This is a genomic window from Flavobacteriales bacterium (assembly GCA_016700415.1).
Taxonomy (GTDB): domain Bacteria; phylum Bacteroidota; class Bacteroidia; order Flavobacteriales_F; family PHOS-HE28; genus PHOS-HE28.
The window spans coordinates 2,755,887-2,774,765 of record CP065018.1 but is presented as its reverse complement, the minus strand read 5'-3'; the positions used below and the strand labels follow the sequence as shown (position 1 = coordinate 2,774,765).

At 58.5% G+C, this 18,879-nt stretch carries 17 protein-coding genes; 8 read left to right on the top strand and 9 right to left on the bottom strand.

Annotation, left to right across the window (positions count from 1 at the left end; genetic code table 11):
- Positions 1–2: 2 nt before the first annotated feature.
- Both lysS and IPP95_11540 read right to left on the bottom strand, forming a co-directional pair.
- Positions 3–1,517 carry a lysine--tRNA ligase gene (gene lysS / locus IPP95_11545; protein ID QQS71813.1) on the bottom strand — a complete coding sequence of 505 codons (1,515 nt, stop codon included), beginning with the start codon at positions 1,515–1,517 and terminating at the stop codon, positions 3–5.
- 71 nt (positions 1,518–1,588) lie between these two features.
- Positions 1,589–2,341: a hypothetical protein gene (locus IPP95_11540; protein ID QQS71812.1), complete on the bottom strand. Its 753-nt coding sequence runs from the start codon at positions 2,339–2,341 to the stop codon at positions 1,589–1,591.
- 299 nt (positions 2,342–2,640) lie between these two features.
- Between IPP95_11540 and IPP95_11535 the strand changes: the two genes are divergently transcribed.
- Positions 2,641–3,105, top strand: a complete 465-nt coding sequence (locus tag IPP95_11535) for a DUF1569 domain-containing protein (GenBank protein ID QQS71811.1) — start codon at positions 2,641–2,643, stop codon at positions 3,103–3,105.
- 9 nt (positions 3,106–3,114) lie between these two features.
- On the opposite strand, the gene IPP95_11530 is transcribed toward IPP95_11535, so the two are convergent.
- From IPP95_11530 to IPP95_11520, 3 genes are read right to left on the bottom strand one after another with little or no spacing between them, the layout of a single operon-like run.
- Positions 3,115–3,798 carry an ABC transporter ATP-binding protein gene (locus IPP95_11530; protein QQS71810.1) on the bottom strand — a complete coding sequence of 228 codons (684 nt, stop codon included), beginning with the start codon at positions 3,796–3,798 and terminating at the stop codon, positions 3,115–3,117.
- Positions 3,795–5,066, bottom strand: coding sequence for an ABC transporter permease (locus tag IPP95_11525; protein ID QQS71809.1), 1,272 nt, complete (start codon positions 5,064–5,066; stop codon positions 3,795–3,797). The genes IPP95_11530 and IPP95_11525 overlap by 4 nt, the downstream gene beginning before the upstream one ends.
- Positions 5,067–5,074: 8 nt before the next feature.
- The gene (locus IPP95_11520; GenBank protein ID QQS71808.1) at positions 5,075–6,160 is read right to left on the bottom strand and encodes an efflux RND transporter periplasmic adaptor subunit; all 1,086 of its coding nucleotides are present in this window, start codon (positions 6,158–6,160) and stop codon (positions 5,075–5,077) included.
- A gap of 104 nt (positions 6,161–6,264) precedes the next feature.
- Between IPP95_11520 and IPP95_11515 the strand changes: the two genes are divergently transcribed.
- From IPP95_11515 to IPP95_11505, 3 genes are all read left to right on the top strand, one after another.
- Positions 6,265–6,675: a RidA family protein gene (locus tag IPP95_11515; protein ID QQS71807.1), complete on the top strand. Its 411-nt coding sequence runs from the start codon at positions 6,265–6,267 to the stop codon at positions 6,673–6,675.
- A 122-nt stretch (positions 6,676–6,797) separates the two neighbouring features.
- On the top strand, positions 6,798–7,364 hold the full coding sequence (locus tag IPP95_11510; protein ID QQS71806.1) for an isoprenylcysteine carboxylmethyltransferase family protein: 567 nt from the start codon (positions 6,798–6,800) through the stop codon (positions 7,362–7,364).
- 96 nt (positions 7,365–7,460) lie between these two features.
- Positions 7,461–7,697 carry a hypothetical protein gene (locus IPP95_11505; protein ID QQS71805.1) on the top strand — a complete coding sequence of 79 codons (237 nt, stop codon included), beginning with the start codon at positions 7,461–7,463 and terminating at the stop codon, positions 7,695–7,697.
- Here IPP95_11505 and IPP95_11500 read toward each other — a convergent pair.
- The 4 genes from IPP95_11500 to IPP95_11485 form a co-directional block, all read right to left on the bottom strand.
- The gene (locus tag IPP95_11500) at positions 7,679–7,987 is read right to left on the bottom strand and encodes a MerR family transcriptional regulator (GenBank protein ID QQS71804.1); all 309 of its coding nucleotides are present in this window, start codon (positions 7,985–7,987) and stop codon (positions 7,679–7,681) included. The two genes, IPP95_11505 and IPP95_11500, sit on opposite strands and share 19 nt — an antisense overlap.
- Complete coding sequence (locus IPP95_11495; protein ID QQS71803.1) at positions 7,984–8,880, bottom strand: J domain-containing protein; 897 nt, start codon at positions 8,878–8,880, stop codon at positions 7,984–7,986. The genes IPP95_11500 and IPP95_11495 overlap by 4 nt, the downstream gene beginning before the upstream one ends.
- A 66-nt stretch (positions 8,881–8,946) precedes the next feature.
- Positions 8,947–10,074, bottom strand: coding sequence for a T9SS type A sorting domain-containing protein (locus tag IPP95_11490; GenBank protein ID QQS71802.1), 1,128 nt, complete (start codon positions 10,072–10,074; stop codon positions 8,947–8,949).
- Positions 10,075–10,337: 263 nt separating this feature from the next.
- Positions 10,338–11,759, bottom strand: coding sequence for a chloride channel protein (locus tag IPP95_11485; GenBank protein ID QQS71801.1), 1,422 nt, complete (start codon positions 11,757–11,759; stop codon positions 10,338–10,340).
- An 800-nt stretch (positions 11,760–12,559) separates the two neighbouring features.
- On the opposite strand from IPP95_11485, the gene IPP95_11480 reads away from it, so the two are divergent.
- The 4 genes from IPP95_11480 to IPP95_11465 all read left to right on the top strand — a co-directional run bounded on the left by IPP95_11480 (position 12,560) and on the right by IPP95_11465 (position 18,384).
- Positions 12,560–14,305, top strand: coding sequence for an APC family permease (locus IPP95_11480; protein ID QQS71800.1), 1,746 nt, complete (start codon positions 12,560–12,562; stop codon positions 14,303–14,305).
- A gap of 343 nt (positions 14,306–14,648) precedes the next feature.
- Positions 14,649–15,473 carry a hypothetical protein gene (locus IPP95_11475; protein ID QQS74256.1) on the top strand — a complete coding sequence of 275 codons (825 nt, stop codon included), beginning with the start codon at positions 14,649–14,651 and terminating at the stop codon, positions 15,471–15,473.
- A complete protein-coding gene (locus IPP95_11470; protein QQS71799.1) occupies positions 15,473–16,804 on the top strand; it encodes an NAD(P)-binding domain-containing protein in 1,332 nt (443 codons plus the stop codon). Before IPP95_11475 ends, IPP95_11470 begins: the two co-directional genes overlap by 1 nt.
- Before the next feature lie 26 nt (positions 16,805–16,830).
- Positions 16,831–18,384 carry a hypothetical protein gene (locus IPP95_11465; protein QQS71798.1) on the top strand — a complete coding sequence of 518 codons (1,554 nt, stop codon included), beginning with the start codon at positions 16,831–16,833 and terminating at the stop codon, positions 18,382–18,384.
- Positions 18,385–18,879: the final 495 nt, after the last annotated feature.

The window sequence follows — 18,879 nt, the reverse complement described above, 5'->3', positions numbered from 1 at the left end:
GCTTAGTCGAATTTTTCCGGCCGCATCTGCGGGAACAGCAGCACCTCCTGGATCGCAGGATTGTCCGTGAGCAGCATCACCAGCCGGTCCATACCGATGCCGATGCCACTTGTCGGGGGCATGCCATACTCCAGCGCGCGAAGAAAATCGCGGTCGATGAACATGGCCTCATCGTCGCCGCGCTCCATCAACTTCAGCTGCGCCTCGAAGCGCTCGCGCTGGTCGATGGGGTCGTTCAGCTCGCTGTAGGCATTGGCCACTTCGAAGCCGCCGATGAAGAGCTCGAAGCGCTCGGTAAGGCGGTCGTCGTCGCGGTGTTTCTTGCAAAGCGGGCTCATCTCCAAGGGGAAGTCCATCACGAAGGTGGGCTGGATCAATTCCGGCTGCACCAGCTCGCTGAAGAGCTCGTCGATCAACTTGCCTTTGCCCATGCTGGCCGTCACCTCGATGCCGTGTTTTTTACAGAGTTCGCCCAAGGTTTGTTCATCCAATTCCAGCACATCCTGGCCGGTCTTCTCCTTGATCGCGCCGCACATGGTGATGCGCTTGAACGGGGCCTTGAAGCTGATCTCCTTGCCCTGGAAGGTAGCGGTGGGCGCGCCGTTGGCGGCGTTGGCCGCCGCGGTGAAGACACCTTCGATGTAGTCCATCATCCAGCGGTAGTCCTTGTAGGCCACGTAGAGCTCCATCACGGTGAACTCCGGGTTGTGGGTGCGGTCCATGCCCTCGTTGCGGAAGTTGCGGCTGAACTCGAACACGCCGTCGAAGCCGCCCACGATGAGGCGCTTCAGATAGAGCTCGTTAGCAATGCGGAGGTAGAAGGGCGTGTCCAGCGCGTTGTGGTGCGTTGCGAACGGACGCGCCGCCGCACCACCGGGAATGGCCTGCAGCACGGGCGTGTCCACTTCGATATAGCCGGCCTCTTGGAAACTCTTCCGCATGGCATCGAAGATCCGGGCGCGCTTCAAAAACGTCTCCTTCACGTCGCGGTTCACGATGAGGTCCACATAGCGCATGCGGTAGCGCTGCTCGGGGTCGGCGAAGGCATCGTGAACGTTGCCTTCCTCATCGGTCTTCACGGTGGGCAGCGGACGCAGCGACTTCGCGAGCATCGTCAGCTCCTTCACATGCACGGTGATCTCGCCGGTGCGCGTGCGGAACACAAAGCCTTTCACGCCGATGAAGTCGCCGAGGTCCAAGTATTTCTTGAAGAAGTCGTTGTACATCGCCTTGTCCTCGCCGGGGGCGATGTCGTCGCGGCTGATGTAGATCTGCTGGTCGCCTTCCCCATCGCGCAGCACCGCGAACGCGGCCTTGCCCATGATGCGGATGCTCATCAAACGGCCGGCCAGGGCGACGTCCTGTTGCGGCGCATCATCCTTGAAGCTGGCCGCGATGCCTTTGCTCGTTGCGGTAACAGGGAATTCCGCCGCAGGGAACGGCTCGATCCCGAGGTCACGGATCTTTTGAAGGGAAGTCCGGCGATTGGCTTCCTGTTCGCTCAAAGTCTCTGCCATTTGTTGATCAATGGCCGCGAAGATACCGGCGCTGCGATGCCGCGCCGTATTGAAAAGGAAGGACCTCGGTATTATTCGATCACCACAACGCGGCGGGTGCCGTCGCGCGAGATGCTCAGCAACGTATTGCTATCGGCCGGACGGCCTAAGACATCATACATCGGCTCTGACCTGTCAGCGGGCCGCGAGCTCAACTCGGTCAACCCCGTGGCGAGGTTGGACATGTAGGGCGAAACCACCACGCGCACCTGGTCCAGGACCCATGCGCCCCCATCGCTGCCAAAGGCTTGGAATTGCAATTGGAAGCCGCCGGCGGTGTTGCCTTCGGGTATCTCCATGAGCCCCATGTCGGTAAGGTCCAGGCTGTTAAATTCGGAGCTGATGGGACCCTCGTAGACCTTCGTGGCGGGCTGGGACAGGTCGCGTTTCAGGGAAATGCGCAACCAAGTGGGTCCTTGATCAGCCGTGCGGTGACGGATGATGATCGAATCCAACGTCATGGGGATGGCAACGATGCCGCTGACCATCATCAATTTAGACGCGTCAGGAGCGGAGGACCAGCCTTCGCTGAACACGGCATTGTCCCCCGTCACAACGGGTTGCGGGCAGGTTGTGAGGCCCACCCAGGCCGCATTGGTGCCATAGAAGTTGTTGACCAGTGGACTTGGCAGGTTGCAGGAGCTGCAGCCATCGCTACAGTTGAGCATATTGCTGCAGATCGTATTGGCCCAATTCCAGGTCAACGCTTGTTGTTGGGCCTGCACACCGGAGATACCGGTGATCAGCGTGAACAAGGCGAATGCGTGTGTGCTTATGAACTTCATGCGGCCCTCAATTGGGAAAGGCACCGGTGTACGCCGTTGGCGAGGTGGTGGTTACGCCCCAATGACGGTTGGTCGACAAAAACAACTTCGTCGTCGATCATGAACTGTCCTTGGGCCATGTCATCAATCACCAAGGAGACCGATCTTTCGTGAGGGCTTCGCCGCAAGGGCCCGATGTCGTTGAACTGAGCCTTGAGGAATCCCACAGAACCTGGTTCAGCCTTTCCTCCGCACCCGGCAGCCACAGTCGTGAGCCAAACACTCTTTCGGCCTATATTCCACCTCTATCGACCCCTCACATGGAAAACATTTTCTCAAGATCCGTTTCGGATCTCGCGATCGCCCGCATTAACCGCTTACAGGCAGATACCGCGCCGAAATGGGGCAAGATGAACGTGGGCCAGATGCTCGCGCATTGCAACTGCATCTATGAGATGGTGTACGACCCGGAGTATGCCAAGCGACATCCGCCGCCCAACGCGTTCGTGCGGACGTTACTGAAGCTCTTCCTCAAACCGGTGGTCGTGGGCCCAAAGCCCTACAAGCGCAACAGCCGGACCGCACCTGAGTTCCTGATCACGGATGAAAGGGACTTCACCGAGGAACGCGAACGTATGATCGCATACATCAACAGGACGCAGGAGCTTGGCGCCGCCTATTTCGAAGGGAAGCACTCACCTTCTTTCGGTGCGTTGACCAGTGCCGAGTGGAACGTGCTTTTCCACAAGCACCTGGACCATCATTTGCGGCAGTTCGGTGTGTGAGCGTGGGCTTTAGGAGACCACGCGCCCATCATCCATCTCGATGATGCGGTCCGTGCGCGCTGCAAAATCCTGGTCGTGCGTAACGATCAGCAGGCTGCGCTTGTGCTCATCGGCGATGCGGCGGAAGATGTCGAAGACGATATCACTGTTCCGGCTGTCCAAGTTGCCGGTGGGCTCATCGCCCATGATGATGAGCGGATCATTGATCATGGCACGGGCGATGGCCACCCGCTGTTTCTGGCCGCCGCTGATCTGGTTGGCTCCTTTGAGCGCTTGGTCGGCGATGCCGAGTTCGCCCAGCAGTTGCATGGCGCGGTGCTCCACTTCCTCGCGGCTCTTCAGGCCCAGCTTTAACCCGGGAAGCATCACGTTGTGCAACACGCTGAATTCCGTGAGCAGGTAGTGGAACTGGAAGACGAAGCCGATCTTTTCGTTGCGGATGCGGGCCAACCGGGTATGATCGGACTTCCGTGTGGGTTCACCATCGATCTTCAGCTCACCCTCGTAGTCCGTGTCCATGGTGCTGAGGATGTACAGCAAGGTGCTCTTGCCGCAGCCGCTCTTGCCGGTGATGCTCACGAATTCACCACGGGCCACCTGCATGCTCACCTCCTTCAGCACCTGAATGGTCACAGGGTCGTGGAAGTACTTGTTCACCTTCTCCACTTCCAGTACCAGCCCGCTCGTGTTCATTTTCCTCGGATGATCTCCACCGGGTCCACTTGGCTGGCCTTGCGCGCAGGGAACCAGCCCGCTACCCACGTGGTGGCCAGGGCAAAGGTGACGGCGATGACATAGTAACGGATGGAATAGTCCACCGGGAAGGTGGTGACCGACGGCAGGGCTGCGGTGTCGAAGGGGATATTATCGATGATGTGCTGCAGCGTGACGCCCACGACAAGGCCACCCAAGGCACCTGCGATGCCGATGATAATGCTGAGCAGGAGGAAGATCCGGCGCACATCGCTGCCGCTGAAGCCGGTGGCCTTGAGGATGGCGATGGCGTCCAGCTTCTCATAGATCATCATGTTCAGGATATTGTAGATGCCGAAGCCCGCCACGATCAGTAGGACGATACCGACCGCGTAGCTGATGATGTTGCGCACATCGGAGCCGGTCTCGAACTGTGCGTTCGCGGTCTGGATGTCCGTGGCCTGCACCCCGAAGCGCACGGCGAGCTCCTTGGCCATGGTGGGCGCTTCGTTCAGGTCGTGCAGCTTGATGTTGATGTCGGTAAAATAGCTCGCGGGCCGGGCCAGCAGTTTCTGTACGGTCTTGATGTTGGCATAGCACTGCACTTTGTCAACGTCGGCGATGCCGCTTTGGAAGTAGCCTACCACGCGCAGCATGGTGCGGTCACCGGTGGCGGTGGTCACCTGCACGAGGTCGCCGATCTTGGCCTCCATGAGGTCAGCCAATCCCTTTCCCAACACGATCGTGTTGTTGCCGTTGGCAAGATCGTTTGGATCGCCCGCCACCATGTAGTCCTGGAACATGTAGTAGCGCACCTCCCGCATTACATCGATCCCGTTCACCTGGCCGGTGAGGTCGGTGGTGCCCGCGTTGAAGAGCACCTGTGCCACCAACCTTGGTGATATGGCCAACACGCGGGGGTCCTTGTTCAGGACGTCCATGATGGCCGTGGCATTGCGCAGGCGGGGCAGATCGTCCTTGGGCTTGATGGAGTAGATGAAGTGGTGCATGGAAGCATGCCCTGCGGTGGCGCTGTCCGCATAGGCCAACTGCACCGGTTGCTCTGCTGATGCACGAAGTTCATTATACAGGCGGATGTGCGGGGTGCGGTTCAATATCAGGCCGTCCAACAACTGGTTCAGGCCGTTCATGAAACCGAGAAGCGTGACGAACATGGCGATGCTGAACATCACGCCCACGGCCGCCACGATGCTCTGCCGCAGCTTGGCGCGCAGCAGGGTAATGGCGATGGTGGCCAGCAAGCGCATCGACCGGATCACGGCTTGTACAGCGTGGTATTGGCCGTAATACCTTCGAGCACCTCCACCTTTTCCATGTCATGCGCGCCGAGCTTCACCAGTGTCTTCTCATCGCCGTCCGTAAGCACATAGGTGCCGTCCACGATGTAGGATGCCGGCACCAGCAAAGCGTTTTCCTTGGTGCGGATCACGATGCTGGCCTCTACCGTAAGGTTGGGAAACAGCTGCGGCGGACGCTTGGTGAAGCGTGCCTCCACCTTGAAAGTGCGTGAGCGCTCGTTCATCAGGGGAATGACACGCGTGACCTCCGCCTCAAAGGCTTGCCCCCCATAGCTGTCCAGCGTAACGAACACGTGTTGGCCCGGCTTGATCCGCCGGATGTCGAATTCATCCACCTCCATCTCCAAGTACAGGTCCGAGGCACTGCCGATCACCGCCACGGGCTTCTGCGGCGTGGCCAGTTCACCGGGTTCGATCAACAGGTCGTACACGATGCCGTCCATCAAGCTGCCCGGTGCCCGGTCCGCATCACCCACTGCGCTGATGGCCGCCGTGTTGCGTGCCACCTCCAACGAGGTGCGCAGTTGTTCCCTGTTCTCCACCAAAGCTTTCGAAGCCATGTGGTAGGCAGCCTTGCTGGTGGTGTAGGCCAGTTGGCGCTGGTCCAGCTCGTTCCGGCTGCCGATGCCCTGCGCCCACAACGCTTCTTGTCGTTTGAAATTGGTGCTGTCCAAGGTGAGCTTATCTCGCGCCTGATCCACAGTGGCACGCAGCCGTGAGAGCACGGGGCCATCCTCGCGGATGTTCTGCTCCAGCAGGCGCAATTGAGCGTCAGTACTACGGGTGTTGAGGCTGCTCGTACGGTCGTCGATCCGCATCAACGGCTGGCCGGCCTTCACCGTATCGCCTTCCTTCACCAGCAAGGCCAGCACGGTACCGTTCACCGTGGGGAACACTTGATACTGCCCCTCGGCCTTCACGGATCCGTTGGCATACACGCTCTCCGTGATCGCACCCACGGTGGGCATGATGGTATTCTCCTTGTGTTGACACCCACTACCGAACAGCAGCAAGGTCAAGCCGATCAACGCGCGTATGCCCATGGTACAAATGTCGTAACCCCGCCGCCATGGAACGGTGCCATTGGTCACCTGTTCCGATCATTCCCCCGAACTTCGTCCTGCATTCCAGCCCAAACCGACCACCCATGCCTTCCATTTCCAGCAGCAAAGCACCCGAGCCCGTAGGCCACTATCCGCATGCCCGCCGCGTGGGAGAGCTGCTCTTCCTCAGCGGTGTCGGTCCACGTGAACGGGGCACAAAGAAGATCCCCGGTGTGGAACTGGATGCCGAAGGGAAGATCCTCAGCTACGACATTGAAACACAGGTGCGCAGCGTGTTCCAGAACGTAAAGTGGATCTTGGAGGACGCCGGGAGCAGCTGGGAGAAGATCGTGGACGTCACCGTCTTCCTCACCAACATGAAAGACGACTTCGCCACCTACAACCGGCTGTGGAAGGAGTACTTCGAGAAGGATCCACCGTGCCGCACGACGTTGGAGATCAACTGCCTGCCCACGCCGATCGCGATCGAGCTGAAGGTGGTGGCGACGGTGTGAGCGCCAGATCCGCGCTCTGCTCAGATGCAGTTCGTCGCGGCCGCATGGATGCTTACCTGCCCGCAGAGGAACGCGTCCGGCCACGCCTTGGGTGAATGTACTTTCGTGCAAGCTTTCACTGCATGACCGCCCTGCCATCACCCACCAATTTCTTCATCCTTCTCGGCGTCTCCGAGATCGGTCTCGCCCTTTTCAAACGCAGCGGGAAGTCCGCCGAAAGCAAGGATGGTGGCTCGTTCACCCTGCTTTGGGGCGTGATCGGCATCTCCATCTTCCTGGCGATCTATGGCTCTTATGCATGGCCGCAGTTCAGCTATCCCTATTCGGTAGCGACGTATTCCACCGGGGCCTTACTTTTCGTTTTCGGGATCGCGCTGCGATGGTGGTCCATCATACACTTGGGCCGCTTCTTCACGGTGAACGTGGCCATCGCGAAGGACCATCGCGTGGTGAGCGACGGGCCCTACCGCTTCGTGCGCCACCCGAGCTATACCGGGGCGCTGGTGGCCTTTATCGGCTTGGGGATATTGGTCCACAACTGGATGGCCGCGCTGTTGCTCGTAGTTCCGATAACGATCATGTTCCTGTGGCGGATCCATATCGAGGAGCGCGCGCTGTCCGCCGCGCTGGGTAAGGCTTACACCGATTATATGGCGCGGACCAAGCGCCTGATCCCGTTCGTGTATTGACAGGTTGTCCGTGCGACCGGCCACAGAACGGATCTTGCAGTCTTCCGGTCGGACCGATACACCAAAGCCATGAGAACCATGGTCTTCTTAGCAGTCGTGGCAGTATCACTGTCAACGGCGGCCATGCCCGGTAACGCCGGGCCATATTCAACTTCCCAATGGACCAATGGACCCTATGTCCAGCAGATCGGGCGGACCGAAGGGACGCGGTCGGTGATCGACCTGAACGGCCTTGCCAATGGTGTTTATTTCGTGCGGGCCGAACAACCCGGCGGCATGGATATCCCCAGGTGGCTGATGGTGGCCAGTGCGGCTCAATCGGTGTCGCCGTAGCGGCGTAGCCGGTTGCGCAGTCGGGTCATTTCGGCTTGGAGCCTCTCCATCCTCTCGAGCAGGTTTTCGATCGCCTCGATGCCTTCCACGTTGATGCCGAGGTCTTCGTGAAGCCTCACCATTTTCTCCACGCGCTCCAACTGCGCGAAGGCAATGTAACGGCGCTCTTGCCGCACGGTGACCTCAACAAGGCCCCTCTCCTCCAACGTATCGATCAACGTGGTCTCCACCTGGCAGGTGCTGCAGAAAACTTCTATCGGGACCAGTTCCTCGTTTTCCATGGTGATCATGTATTGGCGAGTTGTTTGAAAAGCTCCTTCTGTTTTTCGGTCAAGTTGACGGGCACTTTGACGGTATAAGTGACGAAGAGGTCGCCGAAGCTGTCTTCCTTCTTGTACACCGGAAAGCCCTTACCCTTCAGCCGCACCACTGTTCCGTTCTGCGTCTCGGGTTTCACGGTCACCTTCACTTTCCCGTTCAATGTTGGCACGGTGACCTCTCCGCCCAGAACGGCGGTGTAGAGGTCGAGGTCAAGATCCACATAGAGGTCCTTGCCCACACGCTTGAACACGGGGTCCACCGCTACGCTGAAAGTGATCAACAGGTCACCGGCCGGTCCTCCGTTCATGCCAGGTGCGCCATGGCCTTTGATGCGGATGGTCTGGCCGTTCTCCACGCCTGCGGGAATGGTGAGGCGGATCTGCTTCCCGTTGATGGTGAGGGTGCGCTTCTCGGTCACTGCGGCATCGCGCAGGGGCATTTGCAGCCCGGCCTGCAGGTCGTGACCGCGGAACCGGGCCTGACCTCGCGCACCACCGAACATGGAGCCGAAGATATCGTTGAGGTCCTGTTCCTGGGCACCACTGTTTCCGCCGCTGTAGCCACCGAAGGGGTCACCTCCGCGGAAGCCACCACCGCCCGCTGAGGCCCGCTCGCGCTGGGCAGCCTCGATCTGGTCGGCGTGCTTCCATTGGTCCCCGTGCTTGTCGTACTTCTTCCGGCTCCCGGGATCGCTCAAGACCTCGTTCGCCTCGTTGATCTCCTGGAACAGCTTCTTGGCGGCCTCGTCGTTGGGATTGAGGTCCGGGTGGTGCTTTCGCGCCAACTTGCGGTAGGCTTTCTTGATCTGCTCAGCCGTCGCGTTGCGGCTGATGCCGAGCGTCTGGTAATAGTCCTTCGCCATCGGGCACAAAGTTATCCGCAAGCTGCCGGTCCACCACGGACAACCGTCCTTCGATATGGTCGCGGGTCAGCGCTTCACCACGCGCACCACGCGCTGCCCCATCGCATCGGTGACGATCAACAGGTAAACTCCGGGCGCCAAGGAGGAAAGGTCGATCGCCTGTGCGGTGGTCGTAGTGGAGCCATCCAATAGCACCCGGCCTTGCGTGTCGGTCACCTGCCAGCGGCCCACGCCGAAAAGACTGCTCAGGCTGACCCGGTCGTTCGCCGGATTGGGATGGACGAGCAGGGGTGCCGGGACGGGTCCAAGTGCTTGCGAAGGTGGCGGAATGATGCCAATGGTCGAATCAAGCTCAAGCTCCCAAAGGCGCGCGACGTCCGGGCTGTTCTGCTCACTGGTCATGTACAGCTGGAAAGGGCCGTTCCACGCGATCCCTTCCATTTGGGTGATGCCGATGGCCAGGTCATGGCGCTGGGCAGTCCCTTGGAAGAAGTCATGTCCGGAATAATCCGCAAGGCGCCAAATGAAGGGTAAATAGACACCGTTTGAATAGCCCACAAGGGCAATCGCACCATGGGCGGTGTCGATGCTGGCCCCGGTGATCAGTCCTTGGGCATCCAGTGTGTCACGCCGCTCGGCCAAATGGTCGCCGGGCGTTGCTGGCAATGCATACAGATAGCAGGTACCGGTGACCCTGTTCTTGCTGAAGAGGAACAGGCTGTCGTCTGCCGCTACCATCGCCTCGCAATCCCAGTCCGTATTGTTGTACGCCGGTGTGAAGTCCGATTGCAGGGCATAGGCGAAGCGGATCGTATCCGCTTCCATGGAGGTGATATCAGGGTCCAGCACGGACGACAAGGGAACACGGTATACGCGCAGGTCCGTACGTGCGCCGCTGTTGTTGCCCACATCCCCGATGTAGAGCCAGTCGGCGTCGGAGGCAAGGGCCTCCCAGTCCGTGTTCACGGCATTCGTCACCGTTACGGTGCGCAATATGTCGCCCGTGGCCGGGTCGATGCTGTACAGCGCATGGGGGTTGCCGCTGTCCAAGATCGTCCACCAGCTGCCATCCACCTCAAGCAATTCACTGGTCTCGTTAAGTAAAGTGTCCAGCGGGGTGATCACGGTGGGCGTGAGCGGCTGGGAGCGCATGGCCATGGGAAGTGCAAGAACAAGGAGTATTGCTATGCGCATTGAACAAAGGTCCTGGAAAAATCCGTAATCCACATTCCCCGAAAAGCATGGGGGTTGGGGAGGGAATTCCTCGCACCGGGTTTCTTGTCGCGCCGGGCCCGGTCAATGCATTTCCCTGTCCAGCAAGAGATAGTGGTCAGATCACCGATCGAACAAACTGTGGAACGGCGATCGCGGGTGGCCCGGCAAAGCCATCAGGACCATTGATGATGTCAAGTACTAACGGTCATTGACCGTTTGGCCGCGGCGCTTTGGTGGAAGCGTCACGGACGAGGCGGCACTCCTTCGGGGGTGCCGTTCTTCGTTGGCCCCGCCTCTTTTCCCTGCGCGTCAGACCGGGCCGGTTCCGCGTTCACCACCATCGCTGGCGGGGTTCCATAGACCGAGGTGGGTTCCATGTAGCGGGAGGCGAGGTAGGACAGCGAGGTCACGATCATCAACGGGACGAACAACGCATAGCCTCCGGTGATCTCCGCGATGAGGAAGATCGCCGTAAGCGGCACATGGATGGCACCACTGAGCACGGCCGCCATGCCCACCACCGTGAAGTTCACCTCATTGAGCTCCATGACGCCGGTAAGGTTCACGGCGCGGGCGAAGGTGAACCCCAGCATGGCCCCGATAAAGAGCGAAGGGCCGAACATCCCGCCGTTACCGCCGGAATGCACGGTGAGCGCCGTAGCCACCACCTTCAACACGGTGAGGCCCAAGGTGAGCAGCACGATGTTCCACACACCGAGCTGGAAGGTCACCGGGGCGTGCATGGCCAGCTCGGCGGCACGGCCTTGCAGGAGCAGCTCAACGCTGTCATAACCCTCGCCGAACAGCGGCGGAAAAAAGAAGATGAGCAGCCCGAGCAAGGCACCTCCCACGGCGGCCCGGGTGAACGGACCGGAGAAGTTCCGCGTAGCAAAATGCTGCATCCAGCGGTAGATGCGGATCACGAAGACCGAGAGCGGCGCGGCGACAAAGGCCAGCAGCACATAGAACCCCAAGGACTGTGGATCCCAGGAACTGGTGATGAGCACGAAGGGCTGCCCGTGATAGATCAACGAGGAGACCAACGTGGCGCATGCCGAAGCGATCAGCATGGGCACCATCAGCGGCAGGGCATTGTTGGCCAGCAGGATCTCCAACGCGAACACCGTGCCCGCGATTGGCGCATTGAAAATGGCCCCTACCCCCGCACCGGCACCACTGGCAAGCAGCAGGATCCGTTCGGTGCGCCCGAAGCGCAACCATTGCGACAAGGTGCTGCCGATGGCCCCGCCGGTGGCGGCGATGGGAGGCTCCAGCCCGGCCGAGCCGCCCATGCCCATGGTGATCGCACTGGTGACGATCTGTGACCACAGCTTGTGCTTGGCCACGCGCCCGTCCCGCACACGCACGTCGCGGATGAGGCTGGGAAGGCCCGCCCCCAGATTGTCGTGCAGGAAAAGCCGCGTGATGCCCGCCACGAGCAGCAACCCCGCCATGGGCAGGAGGAAGATGAGCCACGGCCGCTCCCCGGCAAAGGTCAAACGATGCGCTTGGGCGGTAAAGGCATGCACCCCCACTTTCAGTGCAATGGCCCCCAACGCGGCCAAGATGCCGATCACCGCGCTCGCGACGATCAACGAAGTGTGCGGCCCGAAGTACCGCTGCCGGACATGACCCACCGTGGTCAGCGGATGCGAGCGTTCCATGGCACAATAGTACAGTGGCTTTCACAGATAAATCCCCACGGGGCCCAGTACTCTCGCCTCTTAACCTTCATACTGATCGTAGAAGCGGATACCCACCTTGAAAACAGGAGCGGAGATCGATGGGTTCTCATCGGAGCGCGCCAAAGGATCGCGCAGAGGGTCGTTCTCCCCTCCTTCTTAAAAGGAGGGGTCGGGGGTGGTTCGGGTAGGGGTCGTGCTACGAATGCACCACCCCTACCCCTCCTTGAAGAAAGGAGGGGAAAACCCAAGAGCGCTCAGAACGCGATGAAACAGAGTGACGTGCAAGAGGGTCGTTCTCCCCTCCTTCTTAAAAGGAGGGGTCGGGGGTGGTTCGGGTAGGGGTCGTGCTACGAATGCACCACCCCTACCCCTCCTTGAAGAAAGGAGGGGAAAACCCAAGAGCGCTCAGAACGCGATGTAACAGAGTGACGTGCAAGAGGGTCGTTCTCCCCTCCTTCTTAAAAGGAGGGGTCGGGGGTGGTTCGGGTAGGGTCGTGCTAGAAATGCACCACCCCTTCCCCTCCTTGAAGGAAGGAGGGGAAAACCCAAGAGCGCTCAGAACGCGATGTAACAGAGTGACGTGCAAGAGGGTCGTTCTCCCCTCCTTCTTAAAAGGAGGGGTCGGGGGTGGTTCGGGGGTGGGTCGTGCTAGAAATGCACCACCCCTTCCCCTCCTTGAAGGAAGGAGGGGAAAACCACGACCCTCTTCCGCCTTGATCGAAAACTTGTTGCTACAGAGGCTGTTGAATTCAACGCTTTGGCGCACCTTCGCACCCTCCATGGCACACGCTCCGAAGAAACTGGGACCCTTGGCCGCGACTGCGATCGCCGGCAACGACATCACCAGCAGTTGTCTGTACGTGGGCGCCATCGCCATGGGCTATGCGGGTCCGTGGGCCGTGGTCGCACTGATCATTGTGGCGGGCGTGCTCTTCCTGTTCCGCAAGATCTATGGCGAGGTGGTGGGCGCTTTGCCGCTGAACGGCGGTGCCTACAACGTGCTGTTGAACACCACCAACAAGTACAACGCCAGCATCGCCGCCTGCCTTACCATCCTCAGCTACATGGCCACGGCCGTGCTCAGCGCCAGCACGGCGATGTACTATCTGCATGCCCTCGTCCCTGCCATACCGGTGCTTATCGCCACGGGGGTGGTACTGGCCATCTTCATGCTGTTGAGCATCGCGGGCATGACGGAATCCTCCGTGGTGGCCATCATCATCTTCATCGCGCACTTAGTCACCATGGGCCTGCTGATCTGTGCGAGCATCTGGTTCGTCACCCAACATGGGTTGCACCTCTTCTCGCTCAATTGGAGCCTGCCCCTGCCGGAAGGCCGGGGGATCGCGGCCGCGCTTTTCTTCGGCTTCAGCACTGCCATGTTGGGCGTCACCGGTTTCGAGAGTTCCGCGAACTACGTGGAGGAACAGGAGCACGGCGTTTTCCCAAAAACCCTGCGCAACATGTGGGTGGCCGTCAGCGTGCTGAACCCGCTGATCGTGCTCTGCGCCATCATGGTGCTGCCCATGTCCGCCATCGGTGAGCACGAGGAGACCATGCTCTCCTTCATGGGCCTTACCATCGGCGGCAACTGGCTGGCCACCGTGATCACCGTGGACGCCGTGGTGGTGCTTTGCGGTGCCGTGCTCACCAGCTACGTGGGCGTATCCGGCCTCATCAAGCGGATGACCTTGGACCGCATCATGCCCCAGTTCCTGCTGAAGGAGACCAAGCAAGGGAGCTCGCCGCGCATCATCATCCTCTTCTTCCTGCTCTGCCTCTCGGTGCTCTTCCTCACCAATGCCGAGACCGCGGCCCTCGCCGGCGTCTACACCATTTCCTTCCTCACGGTGATGGCCTTCTTCGCCATCGGCAACTTCCTGCTGAAGATGAAACGGGCCCGCCTGCCCCGGCCCGAGACGGCCTCCGTGGCCGCCGTCTCCGTGGCCTTGATGGGCGTGGTGCTGGCCCTGTACGGCAACGTGCGGCTCCATCCGGAATTCCTCGTAGTGTTCCTCCAGTATTTCATTCCCACCATGCTCGTCATCGCAGTGATGCTCAACCGCAAGGCCATCCTGGAAGTGTTGATGGCGTGGATGAGCCGTTTCGTGGAAAGCGTGCCGGGCCTCGCCGTGATCGGGCGCTTCGCCATCTCGCGCACCATCCGAAAGCTCAACAGCCAGGAGTTCGTGTACTTCACCAAGGGCGACGACCTCTCCATCCTCAACCGCGTGATGATGTACGTGCAGGCCAACGAGATCACCAAGAAGCTCAGGATCGTCACCGTGCTGAAAGAGGGCGAGAAGATGCACGAGGAATACCTCCGCGACATGGAGGTGCTGGACCGCGCCTACCCGGAGATCAAGATCGAGTTCACGGAGATGCACGGCGTCTTCGGCCCCGAGCTGGTACACCGCCTGAGCGAGGAGTGGAACATCCCCACGAACTTCATGTTCATCGGCTCCCCGAGTAACCGCTTCCCCTACCGCGTGGCAGAGCTTGGTGGGGTAAGGCTGGTGATCTGACCGGGGTTAGTTGTCAGTGTCAAACAATTCTAGGACAAGACACGTCGCGCTTGCGGTCAGGGAGTTGAGCTATCTACCTCCTGCGGCCCATTTATTCTGGCATCCGGATCAGGTCCGGTTCTCCAAGGGGCGGTTTCAGCGTCATTATTAGTACATTCAGCTAAATGTCATGGTATTGTCACCCGGCCTTTCCGAACTTAGGCCTGCTCCAACATGCGATATTCACTAACAATGGCCTTGGGTCCCAGAGGGTCTGCCGATCGCTCGTGCAGGCTCTTTTCCTGTTGACCCGCGCACCGAGGAACTGATGACGCGAAAAACACACTCTCTCTTCATCGGCTCCATGGTCGCGATCACGGTGGTCGTTACGGCCTACCTCGCGTACACCGGCTATTCCTACTACGGGCTTCCGCTCGAAGAACGGTTCTACCATCCACGACATGCGTGGTTCAAACCAAGTGGTGCATTCGGACATGGGATCGGGATCCTGGGCACATTCATGATCCTGTTCGGCGTGGTGATCTACATCGCCCGCAAACGGTACAACTTCATGGCGAAACAATTGCGTTTGAAGTACTTGCTGGAGTTCCACATTTTCCTGTGTACGCTGGGTCCGATCCTAGTGCTGTTCCATACCGCATTCAAATTCGGCGGATTGGTTTCGGTGGCGTTCTGGAGCATGGTGGCGGTGGTAGCGAGCGGAGTGGTTGGTCGCTTCATTTACATCCAGATCCCGCGCACCATCGAAGGACGGGAGCTGAGCCTGAACGAGGTGAAGGGTATGCGGTCGGGATTGGTCGAGAAGTTGAAGACAAGTGCAGGGCTCGATGAGAAATTGATCGGGTTGATCACTGGGGGGGACAAATCGGATGGTCTTGTGACGATGGGTCCGAACCTCTTTGCACGCTATTTCCGTGAGCGGAAGGCAATCGGCCGGATCCGTTCCTCGCTGAAGGAACGCAACGTGGCACGTGCCGAAGAAGTGTCGATCATTCGCATGGTAAAGGATGAATTCGCGCTGACACATCGGATCGGCCGGCTGCTGACCATGCAACGCCTATTCAAATACTGGCACGTGGTGCACTTGCCGTTCGCGTTGATCATGCTGATCGTGCTCGTCATCCACGTCGCTGTTACCCTGACTTTCGGATATCGCTGGATCTTCTAATGGAAGTGCTCTCGGAACAAATAGCCATTTACGGTTCAGTGGCACTGCTGTGTGGGTTGGTGATCTTCTTCTATATGCGCAGTTCGAAGATGAAGTCGGCCGTAGTGGAGCAGAAGGTGGAAGTGGCCAAGGCCGAAGGCACCTTCGAGCCGGTGTCCTTGCATCCGTATATCGATTTGAATACGTGCATCGGTAGTGCAGCTTGCGTCGCTGATTGCCCGGAGAAGGACATCCTGGGCATCGTGAACGGCAAGGCCACGGTGATCCACGCCTCGAATTGTGTGGGGCACGGTGCGTGTTTCCACGCGTGTCCGGTGGAAGCGATCTCCTTGCGCATCGGAACCGAGAAGCGCGGTGTGGAATTGCCGCACGTGGACGAGAATTTCCAAAGCAACATCACGGGGATCTTTATCGCTGGAGAACTGGGCGGAATGGGACTGATCAAGAACAGTGTGGAGCAGGGCCAACAAGCCTTGGAGAGCATTGCCGATCGTAAGACCACCAAACGGGTAGGTGTGTTGGACGTGGTGATCGTCGGCGCAGGTCCCGCTGGGATATCCGCCACATTGGAGGCCAAGAAACGCGGCCTCACGAGCATCACCTTGGAGCAGGACTCGTTGGGTGGAACGGTGTTCACATTCCCCCGGGCCAAGATCGTGATGACGGCACCGATGGACCTTCCGCTCTATGGCAAAGCGAAGTTGTTCGACACGTCTAAAGGCGAATTGCTCGCGCTGTGGAAGAAGGTGATCCAAGAACAAGGGATCACCATCACGGAGAACACCAAGGTGGAAAGCATCCTACCGCAAAAGGACGGAACATTCAAGGTTTCCACGAATACGGGCGCTGAGCACATAAGCCACAATGTGCTCCTCGCGATCGGAAGGCGCGGCAGTCCTCGAAAATTGGGGGTGCCCGGCGAAGAACTTCCGAATGTCGCGTACCGCTTGTTGGAGCCGGAGAATATCCAAGGCAAGAAGGTGATCGTGGTGGGCGGAGGTGATAGTGCGGTGGAATCAGCGATGTTGTTGGCGGATGACAACGAAGTGATCCTGTCCTACCGAAAGGATCAATTCGCACGGATCAAACCGAAGAACAAAACGGCGATCGAAGAGGCCATTACATCCGAGAAACTAAAAGTGATCTTCAATTCGGATCTGATCAACATCACGGAGGAGGCGGTATTGCTGAAAGTGGGCGAGGAGACCAAAGAATTGAAGAACGACCTCGTGTACATTTTCGCAGGTGGGGAATTGCCGACGAGCTTTTTGCAGAAAGCCGGGGTGGAGATCACAAAACGTTTCGGACACATTGTAAAAAAGCACAGTTGAAAACGCTGCGCACATACCTGTTCGTCATGCTTGCTTTGCTTGCAGGGTCAGGCTACGCGCAGCTTTCACCGGGTGATCTGACCGATGCGCACGCGAAGTGGGAGGGCATGAGCAACTGCACCCAATGCCACGATCTGGGCAACAAGGTGACCAACGCGAAGTGCCTGAATTGCCACAAGGAAATGAAGTCCTTGATCAGCAAGAACCAAGGGTTCCATGCGAGCAAGGAGGTGAAAGGGCAGGACTGTTTCAAGTGCCACAGTGAACACCATGGTCGGAAGTTCGAGATGGTGCGTTTCGATGAAAAGGCCTTCGATCACGGCCTTACCGGTTACAAATTGGAAGGTGCGCACAAACCAATCGATTGCCGCGATTGCCACAAGCCGGACAACATCAAGGATCGCGAGATCAAAGCGCGTAAGGGCACCTTCCTCGGAATGGATGAGGCATGTCTTTCGTGCCACAAGGATTTCCACCAAGGCACCATGTCCGGTGAATGTTTGAAGTGCCACGATATGCAAGCGTTCCGTCCGGCGAGTAAGTTCGATCACAACGAGACAGATTTCAAACTGAAAGGCAAACATGTGCCGGTCGATTGTAAGAAATGCCATGAAACGATCACGCGGAACGGTGTGGATTTCGAAGTGTTCAACGATGTGCCCCACGCGGATTGCAAGGCGTGCCACGATGATCCACACACATCACGGATCGGCGGTGCCTGTGCCCAATGCCATACCGAAGAAGGGTTTTCGATCTTCCAAGGGAAAGGACGGTTCGATCACAACACCACCTCATTCAAACTGAATGGAAGGCACAAGACCACGGATTGCTTTGCTTGCCATGCGAAGTCGAGCGACCCCCATCGCGTATTCGCGGATCCTAAAGGCGTGACCGTGAACCAATGCGTCACCTGTCACGAGGATGCGCACGAAGGAAAATTCGGAACGGACTGCGCGAAATGCCACCAGGAGAAGAGCTTCAAGAAGTTGAAGAACATGGATTCCTTCGATCACACGTTGACGGATTTCCCGTTGCAGGGCAAGCACGTGGATGTGGATTGCAAGAAATGCCATCCGAACAACCTCACTGAGCCTGTTGTTTTTGTTGCATGTAGCAGTTGCCACAAGGACTTCCACGAAGGGGAATTTGCGAAGAACGGAGTGTCGCCGGATTGTATCGAATGCCACTTCCTGACCGATGGATTCGAAACGAGTTCATTCACTTTCGAGCAACATAGGAGCACCAAGTTCCCGTTGGAAGGGGCGCATCTTGCTACGCCCTGCAACTCCTGCCACATGAAGGAGGAAAAGTGGAAATTCCGAGAGATCGGTTCGGCCTGCATCGATTGCCACGACAATGTGCATGGTGAGGATTTCGCAGTGAAGGGAGTTACGGATTGCAAACGTTGTCACGTTTCTGAGACCTGGTTCCCCAGCAAATTCGACCACGACCTAACGGAATTCCCGTTGGTGGGGGAACATGTGAAGGTGGATTGCAAGGATTGTCACACGGTTGCGAGCGATGGTAAAGTGCCATCATTCAAGATCCAGAAGTACGAATGCGCCGACTGTCACAAATAGTTGTGATGCTCCTGTTCGCAGGACTGCGGGTCTCCGCACAGTCCCCCCATGGCGATGCGTTAAAGATCGATTGTTCACAATGCCACAGCCCGGCCGGTTGGACCAACCCCACCTTGATCTGGAGCGAAAAAGTTTCGGGTACGTTGAAGCATAAGGGACGTTCGCGATATACAGAAGGGAAGGTCGCTTCGGATTCGAAGTCGGTCATGTTCAGTCACGATTCCACGGATTTCGTTTTGGAAGGCTTCCATAAGAAAGTGGATTGTAGATCCTGTCACTCCACTATGGTTTTCGATCAGTCTCCAATGCAGTGTATCGGATGCCACACCGATGTACACAACATGACCTTGGGTGATGATTGCGCCCGATGCCATACGCCGCAAAGCTGGTTGGTGAACAACATACCGGAGCTGCACGAGCAGAACGGGTTCCCGCTATTCGGTTCGCATGGGAATTTGAGTTGCGTGGACTGCCATGGCGGTGGAAATGCGTCCC